We start from the raw sequence: 24730 nt of genomic DNA, 5'->3' as shown, positions 1-24730 counted from the left end.
GGGATGCCCGGCCCCGGGAGAGGGGGTCCGCCGCGCGGCGCGGCGGACCCCCTCTCCCGGGGCCTACGTGTTCGCGCAGTCGCAACGCGGGCGGCGGCTCGCCTAATGCCCTCTTGTCTTGCGGCTGGCCATGTCGATGCCGACGGCGAGGATGAGGATGATGCCCTTGATGATCGGCTGCCAGAAGCTCTCCGTGTTCATCAGGCTCATGCCGTTGTCGAGCGAGGCCATGACGAGCGCGCCGAGCAGCGCGCCCCAGATGGTGCCCTGCCCGCCGAGGAGCGACGTGCCGCCGATGACGGCGGCCGCGATGGCGTCGAGCTCCATCATCCGGCCGGCGTCCGAGGTCGCGGAGCCGACGCGGGCGGTGAGGACCACGCCCGCGATGCCCGCCATCACGCCCATCAGCGTGAACACGGCGATGAGGTGACGATCGATGCTGATGCCGGAGTAGAAGGACGCCTCTCGGTTGCCGCCGATCGCGTAGAGGTGCCGCCCGAACCTCGTGTGCTTCGCGAGCACCGTGAACACGGTCGCCAGCACGAGCACGACCAGCACGGGGAACGGGACCCCCTCGTAGGAGTTCATCAGGGCGGCGAACGCGAGGGAGAACACGGCGAGCCCGATCCACGGGTAGCGCGCCGTGCCGGTCGCGCGCGCCGCCTTGTACAGCAGCCCGACGCAGAGGACGCCAGCGCCCGCCCAGCCGAGGGTGTGCGGCACGTACGCCTGGCCCACGAACAGGTAAGGACGCGCCGGCGAGATGGACACACCGCCTGTCAAGCCGAGGATGCAGCCCTGGAAGATGAGCATCCCGCCGAGCGTGACGATGAAGGGGGGAATCCGCAGCCGCGCCACGAGGGTCCCTTGCACGAAGCCAAGGACGGCCCCGAGCAGGAGCGGCAGGATGAAGGCGGCCGGCAGCGGCCAGCCGAGGCTCACGTAGATCATCGCCGATGAGGCGCCGAGCAGGCCGGCCAGCGCGCCCACCGAGAGATCGATCTGCCCCGCGACGATGACCATCACCATGCCGACGGCCAGGATCGAGGTCACCGACATCTGCCGCGCGAGGAGCGTCAGGTTGCGCGGCGTCACGAACGTCCCATCGGTCGTGATGGAGAAGGCAATCCAGATCGCGATGAGCGAGCCCACCATCGAGAGGGCGCGCCAGGGGATACGCACGCGAAGCTTGGCCTCGCTCATTCCGTCACCTTCCTCGTTGCAGCAGACATCACGCGCTCCGCGGTCGCGTCCTTCCGGTCGAGGCAGGCCGTCGGTCTGCCCTGGTTGAGGACCAGCACGCGGTGGCTCATGCCGAGCAGCTCCGGCAGATCGGAGGACACGAGCACCACGGCGAGCCCATCCGAAGCGAGCTTGTGGATGAGCTGGTAGATCTCCGCCTTCGCCCCGACGTCGATTCCCCGGGTCGGCTCGTCGAGCAGCAGCACCCGCGGCCCCGTCATCAGCCATTTGCCGATCACGATCTTCTGCTGGTTGCCGCCCGAGAGCTGGTTCGCGAGCGCGAGCGGCCCAGACGCCTTGGTCCTGAGCGCCTTCATCTGCTCGACCGCCGTGACCTCCCGATCGGCGTGATCGAGGAAGAGCCCCTTCACGAACCGCCGCAGGGTCGCGAGCGTGATGTTGTCGAGCAGGGTCGCCTCGAGCACGAGGCCGTAGCGCTTGCGATCCTCGCTCACGAGCGCGATGCCCGCGTCGATCGCCTGCGCGGGCGCCGTGTACGGCGGCGTCGCGGGCCCGCCTCGGACCGAGATCGCGCCGGTGACGCGGCTCGTCGCGGCGCCAAAGATCGTCGAGAGGAGCGCGGTGCGGCCGGCGCCCATGAGGCCGCCGATGCCCAGCACCTCGCCGGCGCGCACCTCGAAGCTCACGTCGCGCAGCACGAACCGCCCGGGGTGCCCGGCGTCCTCGACCGACCAGCCCTGGACCGACATCGCGACGGGGCCCTCCGGCGGCGGGGGGCAGGGGTAGAGGTTCGTCACCTCGCGGCCGACCATGTACGAGATGACGCTGTCGGGCGAGAGCGCGGTCCTCGGCTGGGTCGTGATCGACTTCCCGTCACGGAGGACCGTGATGCGGTCGGCGATCTCGAAGACCTCCTCGAGCCGGTGGCTGATGTAGATGCAGGAGACGCCGCGGGCGCGCAGATCGCGGAGCAGGCCGAGCAACGTCCTCACGCCGGACTCGGTGAGCGCCGCCGTGGGCTCGTCGAGGACGAGGATCTTCGCGTCCTTGAGCAGCGCCTTCGCGATCTCGACCATCTGCTGCTGGCCGATGCCCAGGTCCTTGATCGGGCGCTCGGGATCGATGTCGAGCCCGACGCGCGCAAGCGCCTCCCGCGCCAGGGCCCGCACCGCGTCCCAGTCGATGAGCCCCCCGCGGATGGGCTCCCGCCCGAGCACGAGGTTCTCGGCGACGGTGAGATCGGGCACGAGCGCGAGCTCCTGCGCGATCAGCGCGATGCGGTGCTCCTCGGCGCTGCGCATGCCGCTGAACTGCACGACGCCGCCGTTCAAGCGGATCTCGCCGCCGTAGGTGCCTGCGGGGTAGTAGCCGCACAGGATCTTGATGAGGGTGCTCTTACCCGCGCCGTTCTCGCCGCAGAGGGCGTGAATCTCGCCTTCCTGGAGGTCGAACGAGACGCCATCGAGGGCTTTCACCCCGGGGAACTGCTTCGTGATCGATGCGAGCTCGAGGAGAGGCATTGTCCTGGGCGCAAGGGGCGTCAGCGCGCGGCCACGTTCGCCTGGGAGGGGCCTCTGATGCAAGCACTTTGTTGGAAGCGCGCAGAGGATCCAGGCGCGCAGGTCGCCGCGTGTCGCGTGTCGCGTGTCGCGCATCACGCATGTGCCCTGGGAAGCGCCGGGGGCGAAGAGGAGTGGTGGAGAGCCCCCTGCGCGGGGGCTCCCGGAGCGGCCCGGGCGAGGGCGCTCAGTTGTAGAAGCCGAGGTCGTCGATGTAGAGGTCGAACTTGGGCGCGATGCCGATCTGGAACTGGATCGCGTAGAGCTTCGTCGCGTCGATCTGCTCGGTGCCCGCCGGATCACCCCAGCCGCCCTGCTTCAGGTCCGCGAAGGGGATCGTGAACTGCTGCCACTCCTCGGTGACGGGGAGCGCCTTTTGCCACTGGTCGCACTCCGTGCAGCCGCCGCTCGAATCCGTGCCCGGGTCCGAGATCGTGACGGTCACGCTCGTGCCGGAGCCCGGGCCGAGCTTCGCCCAGAAGGTGATTCCGGTGTACGCCGAGGCGTCATAGGAGGCCTTGACCCCCTCGGGGCTGTTCAGATCGAAGCCGAAGCCAGCGCCCCACGTCTCGAAGCCCTCTCCCCACGAGCGCGCCGCGTACGTGCTCCGCGAGCGCGCCGGCTCGAGCGCCGTCATCGTGAAAGGCTCTTCCCCGGTCCCCGCCGGATCGGGCGGCGGGGTCTGCGTGGCCCCCTCCGACCCGTCATTGAAGGTGTACCAGTCACCGACCCGCCCGCCCTTGGCGAGGATGGCGTTGTCGTTGTCCTCCATGTCATCGATCATCTCGATCGTCTGAGGACCGACCCCGCCCGAGCCCGTCGTCGCGGAGGTGGTCTCGGCCGTCGTGGTCGTGGTGGGGTCCGTGGTCCCCGTGGTCGACGGGTCCCCGCTGCCCGAGGCGGCGCTGCCGGCACCGCCCGCACCCCCGCTGCCGCCCCCGCCACTGCCCGCTTCCACCACGTAATAGCTGGGCTCCAGCCCTGCCACCCACCCGCACCCGCCCGCCGTCAGCGCCCATCCCGCCCACAGCCATCTCGCGCCCTTCCGCTTCCCCATGCCCTGTCCTACTGCCGTACCGCTCCCGCTGTCCACCGGCGCGCGCCCTCCCCCTCATGCCCTGCTGCGCCTCCACCCCCTCGACAGCACGCTCCCCATCGCGCTCCGCCCTCGCGTCCATCCGCTCCGGCGCTGAACATGCAATTACGCTCGCCCTCCTGACAGCCACGGCGCGATGCCGTCCATGGCCACAAAATCCTCGTGGATCTCTTCAAGAACCGGCCCTCCCTCGCCGCAGAGCTGCTCGTCGAGACGCTCGGCGTACCGCTTCCTTCGTACACCGCTGCGCGCATCACCTCGATCGACCTCACCCAGTCCAGCCGACAGAGCACCGCGCCGATCTCGTCGTGGTGTTGCTCGATGGCGATGTCCCGGTCCGCGTGCTCATCGTCGAGGCCCAGCTCGCCATCGATCCCCGAGCGCTTCCGCTGGCCCGAGCACACAATGGGGGCGCGCGCCGCTCACCGCTGCCACGTCTCGGTCTGCTCGTCGTCGCGCCCGCTCCCGATGTCGCCTCGTAGTGCGCGCAGCCTATGGAGATCGGCATTCCCAGCTTCGTCCTGCGCCCGCCCGTTCCGGGGCGCGAGGCGGTTCCGAGCAACCCCGGAAGCTCCACTGGTCGGGCCAGCCATCCGGGAGCAGGATGCGCAGACTCACGCCATTGCGCGCGAGCTGCCATAATGATGTCTCTATTTCTGCTGCGCAGTGTCGATATTTCGAATGCGCTCATCCCGGAGCGCTGGTATCACCTCCGCCGCGGGCCATCTGGATGGGTTTGCGATGCAGACATTCGCGGAGGAGACCCCGCGCATTCCCGGAGTTCAAGCGCCTGCGAGCCACCGCACGATGCCCTCCATGGCCCACGAGATCCTCATCGATCTCTTCAAGAACCGCCCGTCGCTCGCCGCCGAGCTCCTCGTCGAGGAGCTCGGCGTCCCGCTTCCGCCGTACTCCGGAGCGCGCATCACCTCGATCGACCTCACCCAGATCCAGCCTGCCGAGTACCGCGCCGACGTGGTCGTCCTCTTGCTCGGCGGCGACCTGCCCGTCTCGGTGCTGATCGTCGAGGTCCAGCTCGCCATCGATCCTCGAAAGCGCTTCAGCTGGCCCGAGTACACCATGGGGGCGCGCGCCATTCACCGGTGCCCGGCCGGCCTGCTCGTCGTCGCTCCCGACGCCCACGTCGCCTCCTGGTGCGCCGAGCCGATCGAGACCGGCATTCCAGGCTTCGTCCTGCGACCGCCCGTGCTGGGGCGGCTGACGGTTCCGATCGTGACGGACACGGCCGAGGCGGCCCGACGGCCCGAGCTTGCTGTCCTCTCCGCCTTGGCGCACGGCGCGGGCGAGCAGGGCGCCGCGATCGCTGCGGCGGTGCTGCCCGCGATCCGGGACCTCGACGAGGAGAGGGCCAGGTTCTACGGCGATCTCGTGCTAAATTCCTTGAATGACGCGGCCCGTCGGGCTTTGGAGGCGATGATGAAGGGCTACGAATACCAGAGCGATTTCGCCAGGAAGTACGTCGCGCTGGGGCGCCAGGAAGGAGAGCGTGCCGTGCTGCTGCGGCAGCTGCGCGCTCGCTTCGGCGAGCTGCCGGATGCCGCCGTGGCCCGCATCGAGGCGGCCGAGAGCGCCGCGCTCGAGCTCTGGGCCGAGCGCGTCCTCAGCGCAAGGACTCTCGCCGACGTGCTCGACGTGCCGAGCTGAGGAAACTCTCGGCCCGGCCCTCGCGCTCGAAGCGGCGCGGAGGCGGCCGCTCAAGCGCCCGGGGGATCGGTCTCGAGGGGGCCACCTAGTACCGCGTCACCTAAGTTCCTCCCTGATTGCACGCGGGCGACCTGTACGGCGGCGTCGCGGACGCGCCTCGGCCCCCTTCCTGGAGGTCGAACGAGACGCCATCGAGGGCTTTCACACCGGGGAACTGCTTCGTGATCGATGCGAGCCGAGCTCGAGGAGAGGCATTGTCCTGGGCGCAACGGAAGTCAGCGCGCGGCCACGTTCGCCTGGGAGGGGCCTGCGATGCAGGCACTTTGTTGGAAGCGCGTAAGGGAGCTGGGTGCCCGGGTCGTGGCGCGTCGCGCGCGTCGCGGCGCGTCGCGCATGTCCCCTGGGACGTGCGGGGGCGAAGAGTGTATGAAAGCCCCCAGCGCGAGGGCTCCCAGAGCGGCCCGGACGAGGGCGCTCAGTTGTAGAAGCCGAGGTCGTCGATGTAGAGGTCGAACTCGGGCGCCTTGCCGATCTGGAACTGGATGGAGTAGAGCTTCGTCGCGTCGATCTGGTCCGTGCCCGCCGGATCGCCCCAGCCGCCCTGCTTCAGGTCAGCGAAGGGAATGGTGAACTGCTGCCACTCCTTGGTGGCGGGGAACGTCTTCTGCCACGTGTCGCACTCCTCGCAGCCGCCGCTCGGATCCGTGCCCGGGTCCGAGATCATGACGGTCGCGCTCGTGCCGGAGCCGGGGCCGAGCTTCGCCCAGAAGGTGATTCCGGTGTACGCCGAGGCGTCATAGGAGGCCTTGACCCCCTCGGGGCTGTTCAGATCGAAGCCGAAGCCAGCGCCCCACGTCTCGAAGCCCGTCCCCCACGAGCGCGCCGCGTACGTGCTCTGCCCGCGCGCCGGCTCGAGCGCCGTCATCGTGAAAGGCTCTTCCCCGGTCCCCTCCGGATCGGGCGGCGGGGTCTGCGTGGCCCCCGCCGTCTTGTCGTTGAAGGTGTACCAGTAACCGACCCGCCCGCCCTTGGCGAGGATGGCGTTGTCGTTGTCCTCCATGTCATCGATCATCTCGATCGTCTGGGGGTCCGCGCCCGAGCCCGTCGACGCCGAGGTGCTCGCGGCCGTCGAGGTCGTGGCGGGATCGATGGTCCCCGTGCTCGCCGTCGTGGTCGACGGATCCACGGTGCCCGAAGAGGAGGTGGTGCTGCCGGCGCTGCCGGAGCCGCCCGCGCCTCCGCTCCCGCTCCCGCCACCATCGTCGCCGCTGGCGCACGCCGCGACAGCCAGTCCACAGACCGCCAAGTTAAAAGCACGCAGGAAAATTCTAGTCTTCATACGTTCACATCTCCGTATCTACGTTATTCTAATCAGCGCTCGCTCTGGGCCGGACGTCGATTGAATCAAGGAGCGTCCTGGCGCGGCGAGTATCGCCTGGAAGCTCAGGCCCTGCAACCTTCTTCTTTCCTCGCTGCAATCCATCTTTGTCGTCGTTCGCCCTCGCTCGCCCTCGCTCGCCCTGGAGGCGAGGCTCGCGCGAATGTCCTTGTTGGGTCCGCTCGCAACGGCGGTGGCATGTTCGGAGCGTCGTTGAGACGTGAGCGCCTGGATCAGCGCGAGTGGCCGCCTGCTTGCAAGGCGCCTTCGCGGGCTCTCTCGGCGAGGCTCGAAGGAGGAGAGATGGCACGGGCGAAGGCTGGCCGGCGAGCGCGCGCCGCGGCGCAGAGGGGCGCGCAGAGCGCGGACCGGGAGCGGAGCGGCGGTGAAGGCGCGCCCCCGACGGAGCAGGAGAGCGCCCCGCCGGGAGAGCGGCAGAGCGCGGCGGCGCAGCGCGCGAGCTGCGCGCGGCTGCCGGGGAGGAGGCGAATCGCGGGGCTGCTCCTGAGCCGGCTGGAGACGGCGGCATACCGCATCTACGAGCGGGTCGCCGGGCTGTCCGAGGAGCGGCCGGCGCTCGGGGTCGAGATCGCGGCGTCGGCGCTGCGGGCGCTCGGGGCCCGCGCCCCGCGGATCGCGAGCAGCGTCACGGTGAGCCGCGCGCGGGCGGCGGTCCTGGACGCGCTGCAGGACGCGGCGGGCGTGCGGCGCCTCCTGCCGAGCATCGGGCGCGTGGAGGCCGGCGCGAAGAGGCAAGCCTCGACGATCCGGGCGGCCGGCGCGGGTGGCCCGGAGCGCACGCCGACAGGCGTCGTCTCGCTCGCGACCGCGCCGGGCGACAGGGGCACGGAGATCAAGGTGGTGCTGCCGGGCGCGCGGCCGCGGGGGCGGCTCGCGCGCGCGGCGGGCGAGCTGCTGGCGGAGCTGCCCAGGCGGCAGCTGCGGGGCGAGCTGCGGCGGCTGAGGCAATGGATCGAGATCGGCGAGATCCCGACGGCGGCGGGGCAGCCGTCCGGCCGGGCAGGCCGTGAGAGGGAGTGACCATGCGCGCGATCTGCTGGAATGGGGTGGATGACATCGTCGTGGCGTCGGTGCCCGAGCCGAAGCTCATCAGCCCGCACGACGCCATCGTCCGCGTCTCGCTGTCGTCGGTCTGCGGCTCGGATCTGCACCTGCTCCACGGGTACATCCCGGCGATGAAGCAGGGCGACATCCTCGGGCACGAGTTCCTCGGCGAGGTCGTGGAGACCGGCGCGGAGGTGAAGCGGGTGCAGCGGGGCGATCGCGTCGTCGTCTCGTCCATCATCGGGTGCGGGCGGTGCGCGTATTGCCAGCGCGAGCTGTGGTCGCTCTGCGAGAACTCGAATCCTCATCACGTGGTGGCGGACAGGGTGTTCGGGGACACGACGGCCGCGATCTTCGGCTACTCGCATGCTTTCGGGGGCTTCGCGGGGAGCCACGCCGAGTACGTGCGCGTGCCGTTCGCGGATCACGGCGCGTTCAAGGTCCCCGACGGGGTGCGGGACGAGAGCGCCCTGTTCGCCTCCGACGCGCTCTCGACGGGCTACATGGCGGCCGAGCTCTGTGACATCCGCCCGGGCCAGATCGTCGCCGTCTGGGGGTGCGGGGGCGTCGGTCAGATGGCGATCAAGAGCGCCTATCTCCTCGGCGCCGAGCGCGTCATCGCGATCGACCGGATCGCGGACCGCCTGGCGATGGCGAAGGCGCACGGGGGCGCCGACGCCCTCGACTACGCCGAGGTCGACGTCCAGGAGGCGCTCCGCGAGATGACGGGCGGGCGCGGCCCCGACGCCTGCATCGACGCGGTGGGCATGGAAGCCGACGGGACGGGCGTGCAGCACGCGGTCGATCGGGTGAAGCAGGCGCTCCGGATGCAGAGCGACCGCCCGCTCGTGCTGCGCGAGGCGATGCTGGCCTGCCGCAAGGGCGGCACGGTGTCCATCGTGGGCGTCTATTCCGGGTTCGCCGACAAGATCCCGCTCGGCGCGCTCATGAACAAGGCGCTCATCGTCAGGACCGGCCAGCAGCACGGACAGCGGTACATCCCGCGGCTGCTCGATCACATCCAGCGCGGCGACATCGATCCGTCGTACCTCCTGACGCACCGGATGTGCCTCGACGACGGGCCGCGCGGATACCGCCTCTTCGAGGCGCGCGCGGAGGCGTGCGTGCGCGCGGTGTTCGCCCCCTGACCCTGGCGAGGCCGCCGCCCCCGACCGCGAGAGCTAGCGCTCCTGTCCCTTCGCCAGCGTCGCCTGGATGGCCTGCGCCCGTTTCAGGTGGCTCGCCGCCTCATCGCGAATGCGCTGGAGCTCCTGCTTCAGCTCCCGGTTCTTCACCCTCGGGATGGCCTGCTCGTCCAGCATCCGCAGGGCATGGGCGTGCATCCTCACCTGGATGGCCACGTACGTCGCGTCGAATTTCTCGGCCGGCTGCTTCTGGAGGTACGCCGCGATGATGGACGAGTGCCCGGCGATCATCGCGCTCGCCCGCGTCGGCTCCGCCTTGATCCGGAGACGCCGGAGGAGCGCGCTCAGGCGGATGTTCCCCTGGGTGTGGGCCTCGAGCATCTCCCTGGCGAAATCCTTCACCTCGCGCGACCGCGCCTGTTTGCGGGCGAGCATCGCAAGAGAGATCTCCACCTCGTTGGCGGCGGAGATCACCTTCGCGAGGGCGCCGTCCGATATCTGTGTCTCCTCGGACCGCGGGCTCGCCTCCTCCAGCCGCTGCTGCAGCTGGGAGATCTGCGCGTCCTGATGGACGTAACCTCCACGCCCACCCGCGTGCGCGGAGCTGCCGATGACGCTCGCGGCGAGCGCGGCGATCACGGCGACGCGATGCTTGAAATGATGGCGCATCATGGTGGATTCCCTTCCTGGATTTCCGCGGCGCGCTCCACCGGCCGATCCGTGGATGCCCGCGGCTCACGACGTCTCGAACGTCAAGCAAGCGGCGGACCCGCTCTCGACGTAACTCTCGACGTAGACCGAGGGACTGCCCTGCTCATGGCGCTGCGCGCGTGCGCGCTCGCGGGGCGATCGCCGCACACCCGGGGAGTCGCCCGCGCCGCGTCTCGGGATTCCACGTCAAGCCAAGAGGGCTCACCATCCCTGTTGAATCGAGCGTGCAACCCGACAAAGGCGCTCGCCTCCTCGAAAGGCTCGAAAGGCTCGAAAGGCGCCCTCTCCGGCGGAGGCCCCGCTCCCTCGGCAATCGCGCTCCTCCGGAAATCCCCTTCGCCCGGGGCGAGAGGGGCTTGCGGGGCGCCGGTCCCGGTGGTCAAGTGCAGCGTGGTGCGGCCCCCGGGCCGCCTCGCGCGCTGGCGAAGAGCTCGCCCGGGGGCCTCCGCGAACTCGCCCATGCCTGACCGCGGCTTCATCCTCACGCCCATGACCCGGGTCGTCGCCGGGCGCCCGGAGATCCATCTCCACGCGGTGATGGAGGACGGCGCGCCGGCGCTCGTCGTCGAGGACAGGTTCAGGCCCTACTTCTTCGTGCGCGCCCGCGACGAGGACGTCGCGCGGCGGCTCGCGGACCGCCGCGTCTCCCCGGAGGCGCTCGAGACGCTCGACGGAGAGCCGGTCCTGCGCGTCGAGGCCGCGCTCCCGCGGGACGTCGCGGCGCTGCGCGACAGGCTGGCCGAGGCCGGCGCCGACGCCCTCGAGGCGGACGTGCGCTTTCCCTACCGCTTTCTCATCGATCGCGGCATCCGCGGGGCATTCGCGGTCTCCGGGCCTTTCGAGGTCCACCCGGGCGTCGGGCGCGTGTACCGCAATCCCACGCTCGCCCCCGCGAGCTTCGTCCCCCGCCTCCGCGTGCTCTCGCTCGATATCGAGACGAGCCTCGACGGCGAGCACCTCTATGCGATCAGCCTCGCGGGGGCGGGCGCGGTGGCGGGCGCGGGCGGCGAGCGCTGCCTCCTCGTCCGCGACGAGCCGGCGCCCGGCGGGCTCCCCGCCTTCGTCGAGCGCTTCCCTGACGAGCGGACGCTCCTCGAGCGCTTCCTCGAGCTCGTCGCGCAGGCGGACCCCGACGTCCTCACCGGCTGGAACATCCCGGATTTCGATCTGCCCGCGCTCCAGCGTTATTGCCGGCGCGCCGGGCTCCTGTGCGCGCTCGGGAGGGGCGATGACGAGATCGCGATCCTGCGCGATCCGGGCTTCTCGCGCGAGGCGCGCGCCGTCCTGCCGGGGCGGGTGGTGCTCGACGGCCTCGCGCTCCTCCGCGGCGCCTTCCTGCGGCTCGACGACTACCGCCTGGAGACCGCCGCGCGGACGATCCTCGGGCGCGGCAAGCTGTTCGGGCCAGACGACCGGGGCGAGCAGATCGAGGCGTCGTACCGCGACGACCCGGCGCGGCTCGCGGAGTACAACCTCGAGGACGCGCGCCTCGTCCGGGATCTGCTGGAGAAGACGGGGCTCATCGAGCTCTCGGCGCGGAGGAGCCTGCTCACCGGCATGCAGCTCGATCGCGTGGGGGCGCAGATCGCCGCGATCGACTCGCTCTACCTGCCCGCGCTCCGCGCCCGCGGCAAGGTCGCGCCCTCGGTATCGAGGGACGGGCCGGAGGCAGGGGCGGAGATCGCCGGCGGCCTGGTGCTCGACTCGCTGCCGGGGCTCTACCGCAACATCGTGGTGTACGATTACAAGAGCCTCTATCCGAGCCTCATTCGCACCTTCAACATCGACCCGCTGACGTTCGTCGCCGGGGGCGCCGGGCCGCCCGAGGCGCTCATCGTGACGCCGGGCGGCGCGGCCTTCCGGCGCGGCGAGCCGGGCATCTTGCCCGAGCTCGTCGCGCGCCTCTGGGACGAGCGGGCGGAGGCGCGGCGGGCGGGCGACGAGCGGGGCGCGATGGCCATCAAGATCCTCATGAACTCGCTCTTCGGCGTGCTCGGCTCTCCCGCGTCGCGCCTGTTCTCCCCGGAGGTCGCGAACGCCATCACGCGCGCCGGGCAGCACGTCATCAGGCTCACGGCCGAGGCGGTGCGGAGGGCCGGGCACCGGGTGCTTTACGGAGACACCGACTCTCTCTTCGTCGACATCGGCGAGCCGGACGCGGCGCGCGCCGTCGCCCGGGCCGAGGAGCTCCGCGACGCCATCTCCGGGTCGGTCGCCGCCGAGATCGCGAGGACGTTCGGCTGCGAGAGCCGGCTGGAGCTCGAGTTCGAGAAGGTCTATGCGCGCTTCCTCCTGCCCGAGCTGCGCGGCGCCGCGCAGGGCAGCAAGAAGCGCTATGCGGGCCTCGTCGCCGGGGAGGGCGGCGACAAGCTCGAGATCGTCGGGCTCGAGGCCGTCCGGCGGGACGCGAGCGCGGTCGCGCGGCGCTTCCAGCGGGAGCTGCTCGATCTGGTCTTCCACGATCGCCCGGTCGAGGGCTTCGTGCGGAGCTTCGTGACGGAGCTCCGCGCGGGGCGGTTCGACGCGGAGCTCGTGTACAAGAAGGCGCTGAGGAAGCCGCTCGGGGCTTACACGAAGACGACGCCGCCGCACGTGAAGGCGGCCCGCAAGCTGGGCGGGGACGCGGGGCGGATCGTGGCCTATGTGATCACGCGCGCTGGCCCGGAGCCGGCGGGCCAGACGACGGCGCCGCCGGACTACGATCATTACGTGTCGCAGCAGCTCAAGCCGATCGCGGACTCGGTGCTTCGGTGGCTGGGCGGGGCCGATTTCGATGAGATGACGGGCGCGCGGCGGCAGCTGTCGCTGTTCTGACCCGGCGCTCGTCGCGCGAGGCGAACCCGGGGGCGGGCGGGCGCGTGGCGGAGTCCCCGGAGGAGCGCCGGGAGATCAAGAGTCCGCGCGCGCGCCCGGGGAGCTCACTTCGCCGACAGCGCGTCGGTGACCATCGCGCGCGCCTCGTCGAGCACGCGATCGAGGTGCGCCTGGTCCTTGAAGCTCTCCGCGTAGATCTTGTAGACGTCCTCGGTGCCCGAGGGCCGCGCGGCGAACCAGCCGTTCTCCGCGACGACCTTGAGCCCGCCGATCTCGCCGCCGTTGCCGGGAGCGCGCGTGAGCTTCGCGGTGATCGGCTCGCCCGCGAGGGTCTCGGCGCGCACCGCGTCGGGGGAGAGCTTCTTGAGCACGCTCTTCTGGCTCGGCGTGGCCGGCGCGTCGATGCGCGTGTAGATCGGCGCGCCGAACCGCGCGGTGAGGTCGCGGTAATGCTCGGCCGGGTCGCGCCCGGTGCGGGCGAGGATCTCGGCGGCGAGCAGGTCGAGGAGGATACCGTCCTTGTCCGTCGACCACACCTGCCCGTTCTTCCGCAGGAACGAGGCGCCCGCGCTCTCCTCGCCGCCGAAGCCGAGCGAGCCGTCGAGCAGCCCGTCGACGAACCACTTGAAGCCGACCGGCACCTCGCGGAGCGGGCGGCCGAGGTCCTTCGCCACCCGATCGATCATGCTGCTCGAGACGAGCGTCTTGCCCACGGCCGCGTCGGGCCGCCAGAGCGGGCGGTTCCGGAACAGGTAGGACACCGCCACGGCGAGGTAATGGTTCGGGTTCATCAGCCCGGCGCTGCGCGTGACGATGCCGTGGCGATCCGAGTCGGCGTCGTTGCCGAAGGCGAGATCGTAGTCGTCCTTGAGCGCGATGAGGTTCGCCATCGCGTGCGGCGACGAGCAGTCCATGCGGATCTTGCCGTCGTGATCGAGGGGCATGAAGCTGAAGGTGGGGTCGACGGCCTGGTTCACCACCGTGATGTCCAGCCCGAATTTCTCGGCGATCGGCGCCCAGTACGCGATGTTCGAGCCGCCGAGCGGGTCGACGCCGATGCGCAGCTTCGCGCCGCGGACGGCCTCGAGATCGACGACGTTGCCGAGATCGGCGACGTAGGGGCCGATGAAATCGTACGGGTGGGTCGTCGGCGCGCGCAGCGCGGCCTCGTAGGGCGTGCGCTTCACGCCCGCGTTGTCGGCGCGGAGCAGCTCGTTGGCGCGCGCCTCGATCCAGCCGGTGACGGCGGTGTCGGCCGGCCCGCCGTTCGGCGGGTTGTACTTGATGCCGCCGTCGTCGGGCGGGTTGTGCGACGGCGTGATCACCACGCCGTCCGCGAGCCCCGAGGTGCGCCCGCGGTTGGCGGTGAGGATCGCGTGCGAGATGGCCGGCGTCGGCGTGACGCCGTTCCGCTCGGCGATGAGGACGTCGACGCCGTTGGCGGCGAAGACCTCGATGACGCTGCGCTGCGCCGGCTCCGAGAGCGCGTGCGTGTCCATGCCGAGGTAGAGCGAGCCCGTCGTGCCCTCCTTCGCGCGGTAGTCGCAGATGGCCTGCGCGACCGCGAGGACGTGCGCCTCGTTGAAGCTGCGCCGCGCGGCCGAGCCGCGGTGGCCGGAGGTGCCGAAGGCGACGCGCTGCTGCGGATCGCCCATGTCGGGGCGCTCGCTGTAGTACTGCGCGCGCAGCGTGTCGGGATCGATCAGCACGTCGGGAGGGGCCTTGCGGCCCGCGAGGGGGTGGAGCGGCATGAGCCTCCGCATAGTCGAGCGCGCGGGACGAGCCAACCCTTCCACGGGGCGCCCCGGGCGCCGCGCAGGGGCGCGGCTGGGCCGGCAAGGTGGAGGCCTGAGCGCCGCTCGCCTCGCCGCCCTCGCGGGAGGCCGTGGCGGCGGCGAGGAGGGCCCGCCCCTCACGCGCTCAGGATCAGCGGTTCACAGCGGCCTGTCCTTCGCCGCCGCCTCGAGCCAGTCCGCGCACGCGCCGTCCTCGGCGGGCGGCTGAACGCCCTTGAGGAGATACCACGCCTCCCGGTGCTCCGCGCGGGCGCCGGGCGCAACGCGCTGCAGCGGGCCGAGCGACTCGATCTCGAGCATGTCCGCGTTCGTGAACGTCTCGAAGTTGCACCCCATGTCCGGGTACGTGGCGCCCTCGATGAACGGGAACCGCTTCAGGAACACGTTCCCGCGGTTCGCGTACGCCGCGTAGCCCTGGGTCACGAGCGCACCCACCTTCTGCGGCCCCTTGCCCGCGACCTGCCGCAGGCGGATCACGCGCTTGCCCCAGGTCCACCGGGGCTCGGCCATGTCGGAGTACGACCACAGCACGAGCGGCCGCGCCGGCAAGACGCGATCGGGGTGCGGGACGAACGGCGCCTGCGGGAACAGGCACTCGCCGCCGGCCGCCATCACGGAGAGCGACCACGGGGCGAACTCGACCGCATAGGCGCTGTGGTTCTCGATCGCATGATCGATGACGAACCTGCCCGCCGCGGCGTCCGCCGCGATGCGGACCTCCTTCTGCATTCCGTACCTGTCCGGCGCGGTCCGGAGCACGAGCGCGCCGTTCTCCTCCCGGTGCTGCACGGGATCGTTGTCGGGCTGCAACGTCCGCTGCTCGTCCTCGGGGCCGATCCAGAGCCGGTGGCCGCCGTAGAACCTGTACTGGGTCCCGCCTGTCGCGCCCATGTCCTCGGGGATCTCGGAGAACTCGTTCGGACCGCCGATGACGCCGTACCGGATGATGCGCGGGCCGATGTCGAGCGTGACGACGAGCTCCGTGTCACCGCAGACGAGGCGCGCGGCGCGCTTCCAACCGCCGTAAGGGATGATCTCCATGCGGGAGGTCTCGTACCGCAGAACCGGAGGGCGGTTCAACCCCGACTGCCGCGCCCGCTCGCACGCCGTCGCCCTGGACATCCGGCGCCGCGGCCCCCTCGCCCCGCGAGCGGCGCGACCGCTCAGGTGCCGCTGCCGGCGAGGCGCTCCGGGGGCGCGAAGTCGGCCGGGCGGCCGCCGAGGCCCATCGAGATGACGCGCCGCCAGCGGAGGTCGCCGAGGTCGAGCGCGAGACCCTGCAGGGGCGGCAGCGCGTGCGCGCGGCTCGACGCGGCGGCGACCGCGCGGAGCAGCGGCACGACGAGGGACGAGCGCTGCCGGGGCACGCCGAGCTGCTCGGCGAGCTCATCGCCCAGCACGGCCCGGGAGAGGCCGCAGGAGATGGCCATGAACCGCTCGGCGCTCCGGCGCTCGCCGTCGGTTCGCGCGCTGCGCACCCTGCGGGTGAGCAGCGCGTCCACGAGCATGCGCGAGTCGTGGTCCGGCGCGCCCTGCGTCGCGAAGATCATCTCGGCCAGCCGTCGCGCCTCGGCGTAGGACCCGGGGATGAGCTCCGGCTCGACGCCGATGACGTGGGCCACGTAGCGCCAGAGGTGGACGAGATCCTCCCTCTGGGCGGGCGCGAAGCGGTAGGCGAGCTTGTCGAGGCCGTCGATGACAGCGACCGAGAAGAGAAGCGCCGTCGCCACCATGTCGTGCTGGTTGATCGGCTCGCCCCAGAGGGCCGCCTGCCACCGGCCGCTCGCGCGGATGAGGCGCCGCACCTGCGCGTGCATGACGCGCACCTTGACGGTGATCGCGAAGCCCTCGCCGGAGCGGCGCATTCCGTTCGCCTGGCTCACGGCGTAGACGAACCGGCTCGTCTCGGCGAGGCGGCGCTCGGCCTGCTCGCGGAGCCTCCCCGAGAAGACCAGCGGCTTGTTCCCGCCGGGCGACGCGTACCCGAGGATGAGCGACTGCATCGCGAGCAGGATCCCGCCGAGGACGCCGGTGCGCAGGAACGCCGCCCCGCCGCGGTTCACCGCCTCCCAGTCCACCCAGAGGGGCACGCGATCGACCGACGCGAAGAGCGCCCGCAGCTCGGCCGGGGCCTCTTTCGCCGCGCGGTCGTCGTCGATGCCGCGCGCGAGGGCAGCCTCCAGGAGGCGGAAGCCCTGGCCCGGCGGCATCGACGCGAACGCGTCCACGACGGCGTCGGCGACCGGATCGACGCGGAGCAGGAAGGGCCCCAGGCGATCGAGCTGGTCGCCGAAGCGACGGCGGGCGTCTGCGGTGTCCTGGAAGCGAGCGGGGATCGTCGCGTTCTCCATGGGCTGCACCAGAATATCCCTTGCCACACCGGCCGCGCTCCGCAAAGGCGACGCCGCACGAAACGGAGCTCCGCGGATCACCGCGGTGAGATCGTGCGCCCCCGCTGCGCAAGGCAGAACCTGAGCCCCTCCCGCAGGCTGCGCATCGGGTTCAGCTCGTCGAACGCGACGCCGAGCGTGACGAGCGTCTCCGCGACATGACCGCCCAGGCCGGTGAGGACGCAGCGCGCGCCGAGGAGCTGCACCGCCTGAGCCAGCTTGATGAGGTGCTGGGCGGTCATGGAGTCGATGAGCGTGACGCCGGTCAGATCGAGGATCACCCACTCGACGTCGCTGTCTTCCGCCACGCGCACGAGGAGCCGCTCGGTCACCTCGACGGCGCGCACCGAGTCGAACAGCCCGACGAGCGGGAGCGTGAGGATGCCGTGCCATATGTCGATGATCGGCACCGAGAGCTCCCGGATCGCGCACTCCTGGCGCTGGATGGTGTCCAGCTGATGCTCGAGCTCGCGCTTCGAGGCGGCGAGCGCGGCGAGCGCCTGGCTCTTCTGCTGCGTGGTCGCGGAGAGCTCGGAGAGAAAGACGCGCAGCGCCTCCTCGATCACCCCGAAAGCGTCGTGTTCGACCGCCGCCAGCTGCTTCAGCGCGAGCTCGACCTCTCCCGTGGACGCGAGCGCGACCGCATCGATGACGCGTTGCATCCGGCCTTCCTCGATGGAGATCAGCTTCTCGGATTCTTGCATGGGCTCCTGTGGGCGCAGCAGGGGTTGACCGGTGAGGAAGCGGAGTCACCAGGCTCCTGCGCGAGGCCGATCTCGCCGGCCCGCATGGGAGGACGTGCGCGCGGTGACCTGGTCTCGTGCGCCCGATCGCGCGGCTCTACGTATCCCGACATCCTACCTCGCGATCGGCGTGCGGACCGACGTTCGACCAAGATGGGATAGATAGCCTATCCCGGGCGCGGCTGAAATGAGCCTGGCCGGCTGACCCGCGCTTCCCTGCCGCCCGCTCCGGCGACCTCATGCTCAATCGACCGAGCGAGCGCACCGAAACCCGGTCGAGACGTCGCCTGCCTCACGATCGTACGCCAGCCGGAACGTCGCTTTTGCCGTGCTCGCGGAGAAGTCCCACGATCCCCCCCGGAGCACGCCCCTGCTGGCGGTCGCCGGCACCTGGGGATCCGTCTGGGCGCCTCTGGCATACACGCCCGGGTCCCAGCCGTCGGCCACCCACTCCCAGACATTGCCCGCCATGTCGAGCGCGCCCGACGGGCTCGCTCCGGCCTTGGCCGAGCCGACCTCCTGGGTGCCACGGCCGCGCCCGCCGCAGCCCTGCCCGGGAGGCCGAGACACGACCGCGTGCGCGCACCCTGGCGGCTCGTTGCCCCATGGATACTCGCGGCCGTCGGCGCCGCGCGCGGCGTATTCCCACTCGGCCTCGGTCGGGAGCCGCTTGCCGGCGAAGGCGCAGTACGCGGCCGCCTGCGCCTGGTCGACGCACGAGATCGGGTGTTGCGACTTCGCGGGATCCGCCGCGGTGCAGAGCGCGCCGCGCTGCTCGACGTCGGCGTCGGTCGCGCGGGGGCCGTGCAGGCCGCTCGGCGTGCACCGGCCCGCCTCGACGCAGCGCTGGTAGGCGGCGACCGTCACCTCGGTGCGATCGACGTCGAACGCGCGGGTCAGCGTCACCTCGTGGGGCGGGCGCTCGGATTTGCCGCCCTTCGCGCTGCCCATCGTGAAGCGGCCCGCCGGCAGCCGGACCATGTCGGGCGGGGGCGGCGCCTTCATCCGGGGCGCGGTCAGGCCGCCGAGCGCGTGCGCCGGCCGCGTGTCGTCCGGGGCGCGGCGGCGGGCGAACGCGACGGCCCCTGCGCCCGCCGCGGCCAGCGCGGCCGCCGAGACGAGCGCGGGCAACAGGCGCCGCCGCGGGGCGGCCCTGGCGGCCTGGGGCGCGGGAGGGGGCGGCGCCGGTTGCGGGGCAGCCTGCGGCGGCGCGCTCGTCGCCAGGCCGCGGATCGTCGTGAGGGATGGCGTGGGCGGCGCGCCGGCGGACGTGGGCGGCGCGCCGGCGGACGTGGGCGGCGCGCCCGCGCCGGCGGGCGCGGCCGCCGCCATCGCGGCCTCGAGCGCTCCCCAGAGCTCGCCCGCCGTGCGGTAGCGCTCTCGCGGGTCGATCGCGAGCGCGCGGCGCACCACCGCCTCGACGGCGTCGGGCGCGCTCACGCCCGCGCCGCCCAGGCTCGGGCGGAACGCCGGATCGGTCGCGGCGATGTACAGCTGCGTGACGTCGCTGCCGAGGAGGGCGCGGCTGCCCGAGGCGACCTCGATGAGCACCAGGGCGAGCGCGAAGACGTCGGTCCACGGCCCGGTCGCGCCGAAGCGGTGGTGAAACTGCTCCGGCGCGCCGTAATGGACGGTGAAGGCCCGGAGCGCGCTCCCTGTCTCGGCCATCGCCTGCGTCATGCTCGAGAGCTCGCCGAGCACCTTGGCGATGCCGAAGTCGAGGACCTTCAGCGTGCGCCGGCCGCCGATCTCGGCGAGGAACAGGTTGGCCGGCTTGACGTCGCGGTGGGCGACGCCCTGCGCGTGCGCGATCTCGAGCGCGTACGCCGCGGGCGCGAGCAGGGCGACCGCCTCGGCGAGCGGGCGCGCCGCCTCGCCGCGGGCGCGCCGCTCGGCGATCTCGCGGTCGAGCGGCACGCCGTGGAGCCACTCGAGCACGAGATAAGGCGTCCACTCGCCCGACGGAGAAACCGCGGCGCCGGTGTCGAGGGCCTGCACGATGCCGGCGCTCGCCCGGGAGAGGCGGTGGAGGAGCCGCCCCTCGTCGAGGAGCATCCGCTGGAAGGACGCGCGCTCCGCCGGGGCCAGCGATCCGAGCAGCTTCAGGCACTTGACCGCGACCGGCTCGTCGAACCCGAGGTGCTGGCCGCGGTAGACGACGCCGAACCCGCCCTCGCCGACCACGGCGTCGAGCCGGTACTTGCCGCCGATCGTCGCGCCCACCCAGCCGAAGGGATCCGAAGGTGCCATCTCGCGGCGCGAGTCTACACCGGGCGCCGCGGCCGCGCGGCGCTCGCGCCGAGGTAGGCGCCGAGCGCCCCGACGTCGGCTGGAGCCTCAGCGCCCGAGAGGATCCGGACGGATCCAGAGCGTGCCTGTGTCTCCAGGCCCCCTCACCCCGCCCGCTCCTCGAACCCGCCCGGCCTCAGCGCCCGCTCGAAGAACGCGCACAGCTCCTCGTGCCGCGCGCGCGCGTCCGCGCGGCCTATCTCGATGAGCGCCCCGGCGAACTCCCCGTCGAACAGCAGGTAGGACAGGAAGTCGGCCTCGCGCTGCTCGTCTCCCTCGGCGAGGCGCCGCATCACGCGGCCGAGCACGCTCGTGGTGCGCGCGCGGAACGCCGAGGAGCGCACGAACTCCGCCGCCAGGCTGCCGATGTCCTTGGACGCGCGGATGAGCAGCGACCGCATCGGCCGGAGCGCGCGCCCCGGCGGCAGCCCGAGCTCGTCGTTGAGCTCGCCGATGAAGCCCTCGCCGTAGCGCCGCCGCCCCGCCTCCAGGATCCCGTTGATGCTCTCGAGGCGCGCCAGGTCGTTGTCGATCCGGTCGAGCATCAGCGCGTTCAGCGTCTTGCCGAGCAGGAAGAGGGGCCCGGGGAGGCCCGGCGCGTCGCCCTCGGCCGCGCTCGACGCGGGCTCGATGTACCGTGGATTGACCACGATCACGCCGTCGGCCCCGAGGCGCCGCGCGGGCGACAGCGGGACGTTCTGGCGCAGCCCGCCATCGCAGTAGAGCTCGCCGTCGATGTTCACCGGGCGGAACAGGATGGGGAGCGCGGACGAGGCGAGCGCGTGCTGCGCGCGGATCGCGGTGGCGCGGGGGGAGATCGTCGGGTCGTGGCTCCAGGGCGGCAGGCCGGGCTCGCGGCGGTGGACGAAGACGACCGTGCGGCCGCTCTTGACCAGCGTCGTCGACACGGTCAGCGCCGACAGGAGCCCCCTCTCGAGGTGGCCGTCGATCCGCTCGAAGGGCACGGCCTCCGCGATCTGCCGCTCGAGGCCCGACGTGTCGAGGAGCGCGGCGCGGCCGCCGCTCGACGGCGTGCCCGCGGCGCCCCCGCGGAGCAGGTCGTGCCCGACCGCGAGCACGCCGCGCACGTCGAGGCGCACGAGGTCGTCGATGCGCAGGCGCGTCCACACCGCGGCGAGCCGCCGCGCGCGGCTCCGCGCCTCGTCCGCGAACGCGGCGAGCCCACAGACGTTGATGGCGCCGACCGAGGTGCCGCACAGGATATCGAGCGGCGCCTCGCGGCCGAGATCGCGAGAGACGTCCTCGAGGATGTGCTGCGCCACGCCGACCTCGTAAGCGCCGCGGGCGGCGCCGCCGGCCAGGACGAGCGCGATCTTGGGGGCGCGGCCACTCCGGGTCGAGACGGGCGCCAGGTCAGCCATCCTCGCAGAATACCATGATCGCCACCGGGACATGGGGCCTTTGGCGCGCGCTCGACGCGGCGCGCGTGCTACACCCGCCGTGAGCGCGGGCATGGAGGCGCCCGATGACGGCCAATGACGGCACTCTACCTGGCCCTTGCCTACCTCCTCGGAGCGATCCCGACAGGCTACCTCTTCGCCCGGTTCGTCAAAGGGGTCGACCTCCGCGAGGTCGGCTCCGGGAACATCGGCGCGACGAACGTCTTGCGCGCCTTCGGCTGGGGGCCTGGCCTGGCCGTCCTGGCCGCGGATGTGGCGAAGGGCGCGCTCGTCGCCGGGCCCCTCGCGTCGTGGCTCTCCGTCGCGCCGGGCGGGTGGGTCGCCGCGGCGGGCGGCCTCACCGCGGTGCTGGGCCACGACTACACGGTCTTCCTCGGGATGCGGGGCGGCAAGGGCGTCGCGACGTCCTGCGGCGTCCTGCTCGTGCTGGCGCCGCGATCCACGCTCGCCACGCTGGCCGTCTTCGCGGTCGTCGTGCGGGCGACCCGCATGGTCTCGGCGGGCTCCCTCGCCGGCGCCCTCGCCCTGCCCCTCTTCCTCTGGCTGCTCGGCGAGCGGGCCGCCCCGGCCCTCTGCCTCTCGCTGCTCCTCGCCGCGCTCGTCTGGCTGAAGCACATCCCGAACATCCGGCGGATGCTCGCGGGCACCGAGAACACGATCTCGTTCGGGAACCAACGCGATGACGAGCGCGATGACGAGCGCGACGACGAGCGCGACGGCGCGCCGCGCGACGACGAGCGCCGCTGACGGCCGGGGCGACGCTCGGCCGCCGGGCGCGGCGCCCGCTCACTTGGCCATGGTCGTCGTGAAGATCACCACGCCTTGCTTGTCGATGAACTCGAACAGGAGGTTCCTCCCCTCGAACCGCAGATAGGCGAAGCCCTCGGTCTTGTCGGTGAAGAAGAGCTGCCCCCGCTCGGTCGGGACCGAGGGGGACACCGCGCGGGTCTTCGAGCCGGCGCCGCTGATGGCGAAATAGGTGCTCGGGCAGCTCTCGTCTCGCCCCTTGTCGATGAACTCGAGGTTGTGGTCGTGGCCGGCCATGTACATGTCGGCCCCGCAGTAGATGGCCTGCTGCATGGCGAACATCCCGCTCGCCCCGAGCGACGGGTTGTCCGAGGCGTGAGCTCCGGACGTGAAGCGGGGGTGATGACCGAAGACGATCTTCCACGTGGCGTCCGAGGCGGCGACCCGGGCGCTCATGTCGCGCGCCTGGTCATCGGAGGTGAAGTCGACGGTATCGATCCCGAAGAGATGGACGTCGCCGACGCGAACGTCGTAATATGAGGCGGGCATGTGCCACTTGCCGGTCAGCCGCATGCCGGGCCCGTCGCCCACGGGCAGCTGAGAGTAGTCGATCTGCGCTTGCCGTGCGCCGCTGCTGCTGGGGCCGTGATCGTGGTTCCCCAGCACCGCATAGAACGGGAGGCCGTTCAGGCCGGGCCTGTCGTAGGGCTGCTCGAACTTGGGACCCCACTGCGCATCGCTCGTGTCGACCACGCCGTGGTCGTAGAAATTGTCGCCGTTCATCATCACGGCATGACAGCCCCCGACCTCGACGCACTTCTCGCTCATCCGATCGGCGACCTGGTTCTGCGCGAGGTTTCCCTCGCCGGTGTCGCCGAGGGCGATGATCCTGACGACATCATGGCGAGAGACGACGGTCCCGATGACCTCGGCGCGCCCCGCGCCCGAGCTCGCTCCGGGGCCCGCGGCGCCCCCGCCGCTCGGCCCGGCGCCGCTGCTCGCGGCGCTGCTGCTCGCGGCGCCCGTGCCGGTCGGCTCATGGTCTGTCCCCTCGTACGCGCCGGCGCTCGGGCTCGGCACGCTGTCCGCCACGCCGCAGCCCGCGCCGAGCGCGACGGCCGGCGACGCGGAGAGGACGAGGGCAACAAGGGACTTCGTGGAGATCACGAGAGGACGAGCTGCGCGGAGAGGCTTCATCTGGCGCTCATTGTAACCAACGCCGGTCTCCGATGGCATCACCATCCCCTTCCGGCAGAACCCTCAGGGGCCATCGAGAAGCCAGGCTCGAGCGCGCTCCCCTGGATCTCCCGCCGGCGCCCATGCCGTCGCCCGCCATCGGAGCGGCTCCCTTCCATGGTGCCCGTTTTCGCTTGACGTAAGCGAGATCACATCACGAGCTCGGTCGCGCTCTACCCGCGGCTGCGGCCGGTCGGCGAGGGCGACGCTCTTCCGGCGCTCGAGCGAGCGCCGCGCGGCCTGCGCGGGAGGAGATGCCCGCGCGCCGGATCAGTACACGCGATACTGCCCGCTCAGCGTCAACAGCGAGAGCATGTGGAGCAACCGCGAGAAGTAGCGGGTCTCCCCGGTCGCCGGCGGCGTCGTCCACACCGCCTCGATGTAGGCGGCGCGATCGTCGTTCGTCGCGATCAGCCCGGTGACCCCGTTCATGAAGATGAGCGCCGACTCCGGCGTGGCGCTGAGCACCGCGCCGTTGATCTTGAAGACCGCGCCGTACTTGTCGATGCCCAGCTTCGAGAAGAACCCGAGCAGCCGGTCCGCCTCCTCCACCTGCCACGGGTCAACGCCGAACCAGACGTGGTCGAGCGCGAGGCTCAGCTGCGTGCGGTAGGCCTCGGAGCCGAAGTAGTCCCAGTTGAGCACCGGCGTGCCGTCGAAGTGGGTGCGCACAGGGATGAGCCCGGTGCTCGGGTGCGCGGCCTCCTGCCAGTGGGTGCGCGCGCTGGCGGCAGCCTCGGACCAGAAGGGGTCGCGCATGGCCTGCGCCCAGAGCTCGTAATAGGCGGGCATCTCGATGGAAGGACGGGTGACGTCCACCACCGAGACGTGCGGGTAGTCGTAGACGAGCTTCGTCGTCGAATCGAACAGGTTGGTCACCCCCGAGGTGACCCCCCCGTTCAGGGCCTCCTTGTGGCGCATCACCTCGAGCAGGTTGATCGCGTCCAGCCCATAGTCGATGGTCCCGGTGTCGCTCCCCCAGCGGCCGTGGGCGAAGAACAGCGCCATCGCGATCTGCTGGAGGCCGAAAGGATCGATGCACGCCACCGTGCCGAGCGGGGTGTCGCACCACGACATGAGATACCCCTCGCTGGGACCGGACTTGAACCGGAGTGTGGACTTGGCGTATCTCCAGATCCGGTCGAACTCGTCTCGCTTGTCGAGCTCGACCGTGATGATCATCCCGAGGCCGATGCCCTCGGAGCGCACGTTATTGTGGTAGTCGTCCCAGATGTAGGCCTGTTCGGTGCCGGGCACCGGGTAGTAGACGGTCTCGTTGTTGCGATCGCCGTAGAAGAGCTGATTGAAGCTGTCCTCGATCTTGGCCGCGATCTCCTCGTCCGTCTTGCCGAGCACGTCGCGGAACGCGTTGGGGTACTCGGAGGGGCCCGTCAGCGGGCCGAGCTCATCGCTGCTCATCCGGTCGTAGCCGAGAGAATCCACCGTGGTCACACACCCAGGCAGCACACACA

At 71.4% G+C, this 24730-nt stretch carries 19 protein-coding genes; 6 read left to right on the top strand and 13 right to left on the bottom strand.

Annotated features, from left to right (window positions below):
* Positions 1 to 102: 102 nt before the first annotated feature.
* The 3 genes from ACSRUE_RS20770 to ACSRUE_RS20760 form a co-directional block, all read right to left on the bottom strand.
* Entirely contained in the window at positions 103 to 1203 is a 1101-nt protein-coding gene (locus tag ACSRUE_RS20770) for a sugar ABC transporter permease (RefSeq protein ID WP_441292495.1), read from the bottom strand.
* Entirely contained in the window at positions 1200 to 2723 is a 1524-nt protein-coding gene (locus ACSRUE_RS20765) for a sugar ABC transporter ATP-binding protein (protein ID WP_441292494.1), read from the bottom strand. Before ACSRUE_RS20765 ends, ACSRUE_RS20770 begins: the two co-directional genes overlap by 4 nt.
* Before the next feature lie 226 nt (positions 2724 to 2949).
* The gene (locus ACSRUE_RS20760) at positions 2950 to 3819 is read right to left on the bottom strand and encodes a hypothetical protein (RefSeq protein WP_441292493.1); all 870 of its coding nucleotides are present in this window, start codon (positions 3817 to 3819) and stop codon (positions 2950 to 2952) included.
* A gap of 855 nt (positions 3820 to 4674) precedes the next feature.
* On the opposite strand from ACSRUE_RS20760, the gene ACSRUE_RS20755 reads away from it, so the two are divergent.
* Positions 4675 to 5523 carry a DUF4351 domain-containing protein gene (locus ACSRUE_RS20755; RefSeq protein WP_441292492.1) on the top strand — a complete coding sequence of 283 codons (849 nt, stop codon included), beginning with the start codon at positions 4675 to 4677 and terminating at the stop codon, positions 5521 to 5523.
* A 475-nt stretch (positions 5524 to 5998) separates the two neighbouring features.
* On the opposite strand, the gene ACSRUE_RS20750 is transcribed toward ACSRUE_RS20755, so the two are convergent.
* A complete protein-coding gene (locus tag ACSRUE_RS20750; protein ID WP_441292491.1) occupies positions 5999 to 6583 on the bottom strand; it encodes a CIA30 family protein in 585 nt (194 codons plus the stop codon).
* Here ACSRUE_RS20750 and ACSRUE_RS20745 point away from each other — a divergent pair.
* The 3 genes from ACSRUE_RS20745 to ACSRUE_RS20735 all read left to right on the top strand — a co-directional run bounded on the left by ACSRUE_RS20745 (position 6582) and on the right by ACSRUE_RS20735 (position 9114).
* A complete protein-coding gene (locus ACSRUE_RS20745) occupies positions 6582 to 6926 on the top strand; it encodes a hypothetical protein (protein ID WP_441292490.1) in 345 nt (114 codons plus the stop codon). The two genes, ACSRUE_RS20750 and ACSRUE_RS20745, sit on opposite strands and share 2 nt — an antisense overlap.
* Before the next feature lie 278 nt (positions 6927 to 7204).
* Positions 7205 to 7942 (top strand): hypothetical protein, encoded by a 738-nt coding sequence (locus tag ACSRUE_RS20740; protein WP_441292489.1) that lies wholly within the window; start codon positions 7205 to 7207, stop codon positions 7940 to 7942.
* A 2-nt stretch (positions 7943 to 7944) separates the two neighbouring features.
* On the top strand, positions 7945 to 9114 hold the full coding sequence (locus ACSRUE_RS20735) for a zinc-dependent alcohol dehydrogenase (protein ID WP_441292488.1): 1170 nt from the start codon (positions 7945 to 7947) through the stop codon (positions 9112 to 9114).
* 33 nt (positions 9115 to 9147) lie between these two features.
* On the opposite strand, the gene ACSRUE_RS20730 is transcribed toward ACSRUE_RS20735, so the two are convergent.
* The gene (locus ACSRUE_RS20730) at positions 9148 to 9783 is read right to left on the bottom strand and encodes a DUF4142 domain-containing protein (RefSeq protein ID WP_441292487.1); all 636 of its coding nucleotides are present in this window, start codon (positions 9781 to 9783) and stop codon (positions 9148 to 9150) included.
* 498 nt (positions 9784 to 10281) lie between these two features.
* Here ACSRUE_RS20730 and ACSRUE_RS20725 point away from each other — a divergent pair, with 498 nt between their 5' ends.
* Positions 10282 to 12636 (top strand): DNA polymerase II, encoded by a 2355-nt coding sequence (locus ACSRUE_RS20725; protein ID WP_441292486.1) that lies wholly within the window; start codon positions 10282 to 10284, stop codon positions 12634 to 12636.
* Positions 12637 to 12740: 104 nt separating this feature from the next.
* Here ACSRUE_RS20725 and pgm read toward each other — a convergent pair whose 3' ends face one another.
* The 6 genes from pgm to ACSRUE_RS20695 all read right to left on the bottom strand — a co-directional run bounded on the left by pgm (position 12741) and on the right by ACSRUE_RS20695 (position 21236).
* A complete protein-coding gene (pgm, locus tag ACSRUE_RS20720) occupies positions 12741 to 14387 on the bottom strand; it encodes a phosphoglucomutase (alpha-D-glucose-1,6-bisphosphate-dependent) (RefSeq protein WP_441292485.1) in 1647 nt (548 codons plus the stop codon).
* A gap of 183 nt (positions 14388 to 14570) precedes the next feature.
* Complete coding sequence (locus ACSRUE_RS20715; RefSeq protein WP_441292484.1) at positions 14571 to 15473, bottom strand: hypothetical protein; 903 nt, start codon at positions 15471 to 15473, stop codon at positions 14571 to 14573.
* Between the two features lie 122 nt (positions 15474 to 15595).
* Positions 15596 to 16810, bottom strand: coding sequence for an oxygenase MpaB family protein (locus tag ACSRUE_RS20710; RefSeq protein WP_441292483.1), 1215 nt, complete (start codon positions 16808 to 16810; stop codon positions 15596 to 15598).
* A 50-nt stretch (positions 16811 to 16860) separates the two neighbouring features.
* On the bottom strand, positions 16861 to 17526 hold the full coding sequence (locus ACSRUE_RS20705; protein ID WP_441292482.1) for an STAS domain-containing protein: 666 nt from the start codon (positions 17524 to 17526) through the stop codon (positions 16861 to 16863).
* Positions 17527 to 17808: 282 nt separating this feature from the next.
* Complete coding sequence (locus ACSRUE_RS20700; RefSeq protein WP_441292481.1) at positions 17809 to 19815, bottom strand: SUMF1/EgtB/PvdO family nonheme iron enzyme; 2007 nt, start codon at positions 19813 to 19815, stop codon at positions 17809 to 17811.
* Positions 19816 to 19958: 143 nt separating this feature from the next.
* Positions 19959 to 21236 (bottom strand): patatin-like phospholipase family protein, encoded by a 1278-nt coding sequence (locus ACSRUE_RS20695; RefSeq protein ID WP_441292480.1) that lies wholly within the window; start codon positions 21234 to 21236, stop codon positions 19959 to 19961.
* 114 nt (positions 21237 to 21350) lie between these two features.
* On the opposite strand from ACSRUE_RS20695, the gene plsY reads away from it, so the two are divergent.
* Positions 21351 to 22022, top strand: coding sequence for a glycerol-3-phosphate 1-O-acyltransferase PlsY (gene plsY / locus ACSRUE_RS20690; protein ID WP_441292479.1), 672 nt, complete (start codon positions 21351 to 21353; stop codon positions 22020 to 22022).
* Positions 22023 to 22061: 39 nt separating this feature from the next.
* On the opposite strand, the gene ACSRUE_RS20685 is transcribed toward plsY, so the two are convergent.
* Positions 22062 to 23219: a purple acid phosphatase family protein gene (locus ACSRUE_RS20685; protein ID WP_441292478.1), complete on the bottom strand. Its 1158-nt coding sequence runs from the start codon at positions 23217 to 23219 to the stop codon at positions 22062 to 22064.
* 309 nt (positions 23220 to 23528) lie between these two features.
* Positions 23529 to 24677: a glycosyl hydrolase family 8 gene (locus tag ACSRUE_RS20680; RefSeq protein ID WP_441292477.1), complete on the bottom strand. Its 1149-nt coding sequence runs from the start codon at positions 24675 to 24677 to the stop codon at positions 23529 to 23531.
* Between the last annotated feature and the right edge of the window lie 53 nt (positions 24678 to 24730).

It is taken from the genome of Sorangium sp. KYC3313 (assembly GCF_052075895.1).
GTDB lineage: Bacteria > Myxococcota_A > Polyangia > Polyangiales > Polyangiaceae > Sorangium > Sorangium cellulosum_B.
The sequence above is the reverse complement of the archived record's forward strand: the minus strand, read 5'-3'. Positions and strand labels throughout refer to the sequence as shown.

Excerpts from the sequence above, each read along its gene's own strand:
- ACSRUE_RS20755 (WP_441292492.1), top strand. The coding sequence starts at position 4,675 with ATGGCCCACGAGATCCTCATCGATCTCTTCAAGAACCGCCCGTCGCTC.
- ACSRUE_RS20735 (WP_441292488.1), top strand. The coding sequence starts at position 7,945 with ATGCGCGCGATCTGCTGGAATGGGGTGGATGACATCGTCGTGGCGTCG.
- ACSRUE_RS20765 (WP_441292494.1), bottom strand. The coding sequence starts at position 2,723 with ATGCCTCTCCTCGAGCTCGCATCGATCACGAAGCAGTTCCCCGGGGTG.
- ACSRUE_RS20695 (WP_441292480.1), bottom strand. The coding sequence starts at position 21,236 with ATGGCTGACCTGGCGCCCGTCTCGACCCGGAGTGGCCGCGCCCCCAAG.
- ACSRUE_RS20750 (WP_441292491.1), bottom strand. The coding sequence starts at position 6,583 with ATGGAGGACAACGACAACGCCATCCTCGCCAAGGGCGGGCGGGTCGGT.
- ACSRUE_RS20715 (WP_441292484.1), bottom strand. The coding sequence starts at position 15,473 with ATGGAGATCATCCCTTACGGCGGTTGGAAGCGCGCCGCGCGCCTCGTC.
- ACSRUE_RS20740 (WP_441292489.1), top strand. The coding sequence starts at position 7,205 with ATGGCACGGGCGAAGGCTGGCCGGCGAGCGCGCGCCGCGGCGCAGAGG.
- ACSRUE_RS20730 (WP_441292487.1), bottom strand. The coding sequence starts at position 9,783 with ATGATGCGCCATCATTTCAAGCATCGCGTCGCCGTGATCGCCGCGCTC.
- ACSRUE_RS20680 (WP_441292477.1), bottom strand. The coding sequence starts at position 24,677 with ATGAGCAGCGATGAGCTCGGCCCGCTGACGGGCCCCTCCGAGTACCCC.
- ACSRUE_RS20760 (WP_441292493.1), bottom strand. The coding sequence starts at position 3,819 with ATGGGGAAGCGGAAGGGCGCGAGATGGCTGTGGGCGGGATGGGCGCTG.
- ACSRUE_RS20685 (WP_441292478.1), bottom strand. The coding sequence starts at position 23,219 with ATGAAGCCTCTCCGCGCAGCTCGTCCTCTCGTGATCTCCACGAAGTCC.
- ACSRUE_RS20705 (WP_441292482.1), bottom strand. The coding sequence starts at position 17,526 with ATGCAAGAATCCGAGAAGCTGATCTCCATCGAGGAAGGCCGGATGCAA.
- ACSRUE_RS20745 (WP_441292490.1), top strand. The coding sequence starts at position 6,582 with ATGTCATCGATCATCTCGATCGTCTGGGGGTCCGCGCCCGAGCCCGTC.
- pgm (WP_441292485.1), bottom strand. The coding sequence starts at position 14,387 with ATGCCGCTCCACCCCCTCGCGGGCCGCAAGGCCCCTCCCGACGTGCTG.
- plsY (WP_441292479.1), top strand. The coding sequence starts at position 21,351 with ATGACGGCACTCTACCTGGCCCTTGCCTACCTCCTCGGAGCGATCCCG.
- ACSRUE_RS20700 (WP_441292481.1), bottom strand. The coding sequence starts at position 19,815 with ATGGCACCTTCGGATCCCTTCGGCTGGGTGGGCGCGACGATCGGCGGC.
- ACSRUE_RS20770 (WP_441292495.1), bottom strand. The coding sequence starts at position 1,203 with ATGAGCGAGGCCAAGCTTCGCGTGCGTATCCCCTGGCGCGCCCTCTCG.
- ACSRUE_RS20725 (WP_441292486.1), top strand. The coding sequence starts at position 10,282 with ATGCCTGACCGCGGCTTCATCCTCACGCCCATGACCCGGGTCGTCGCC.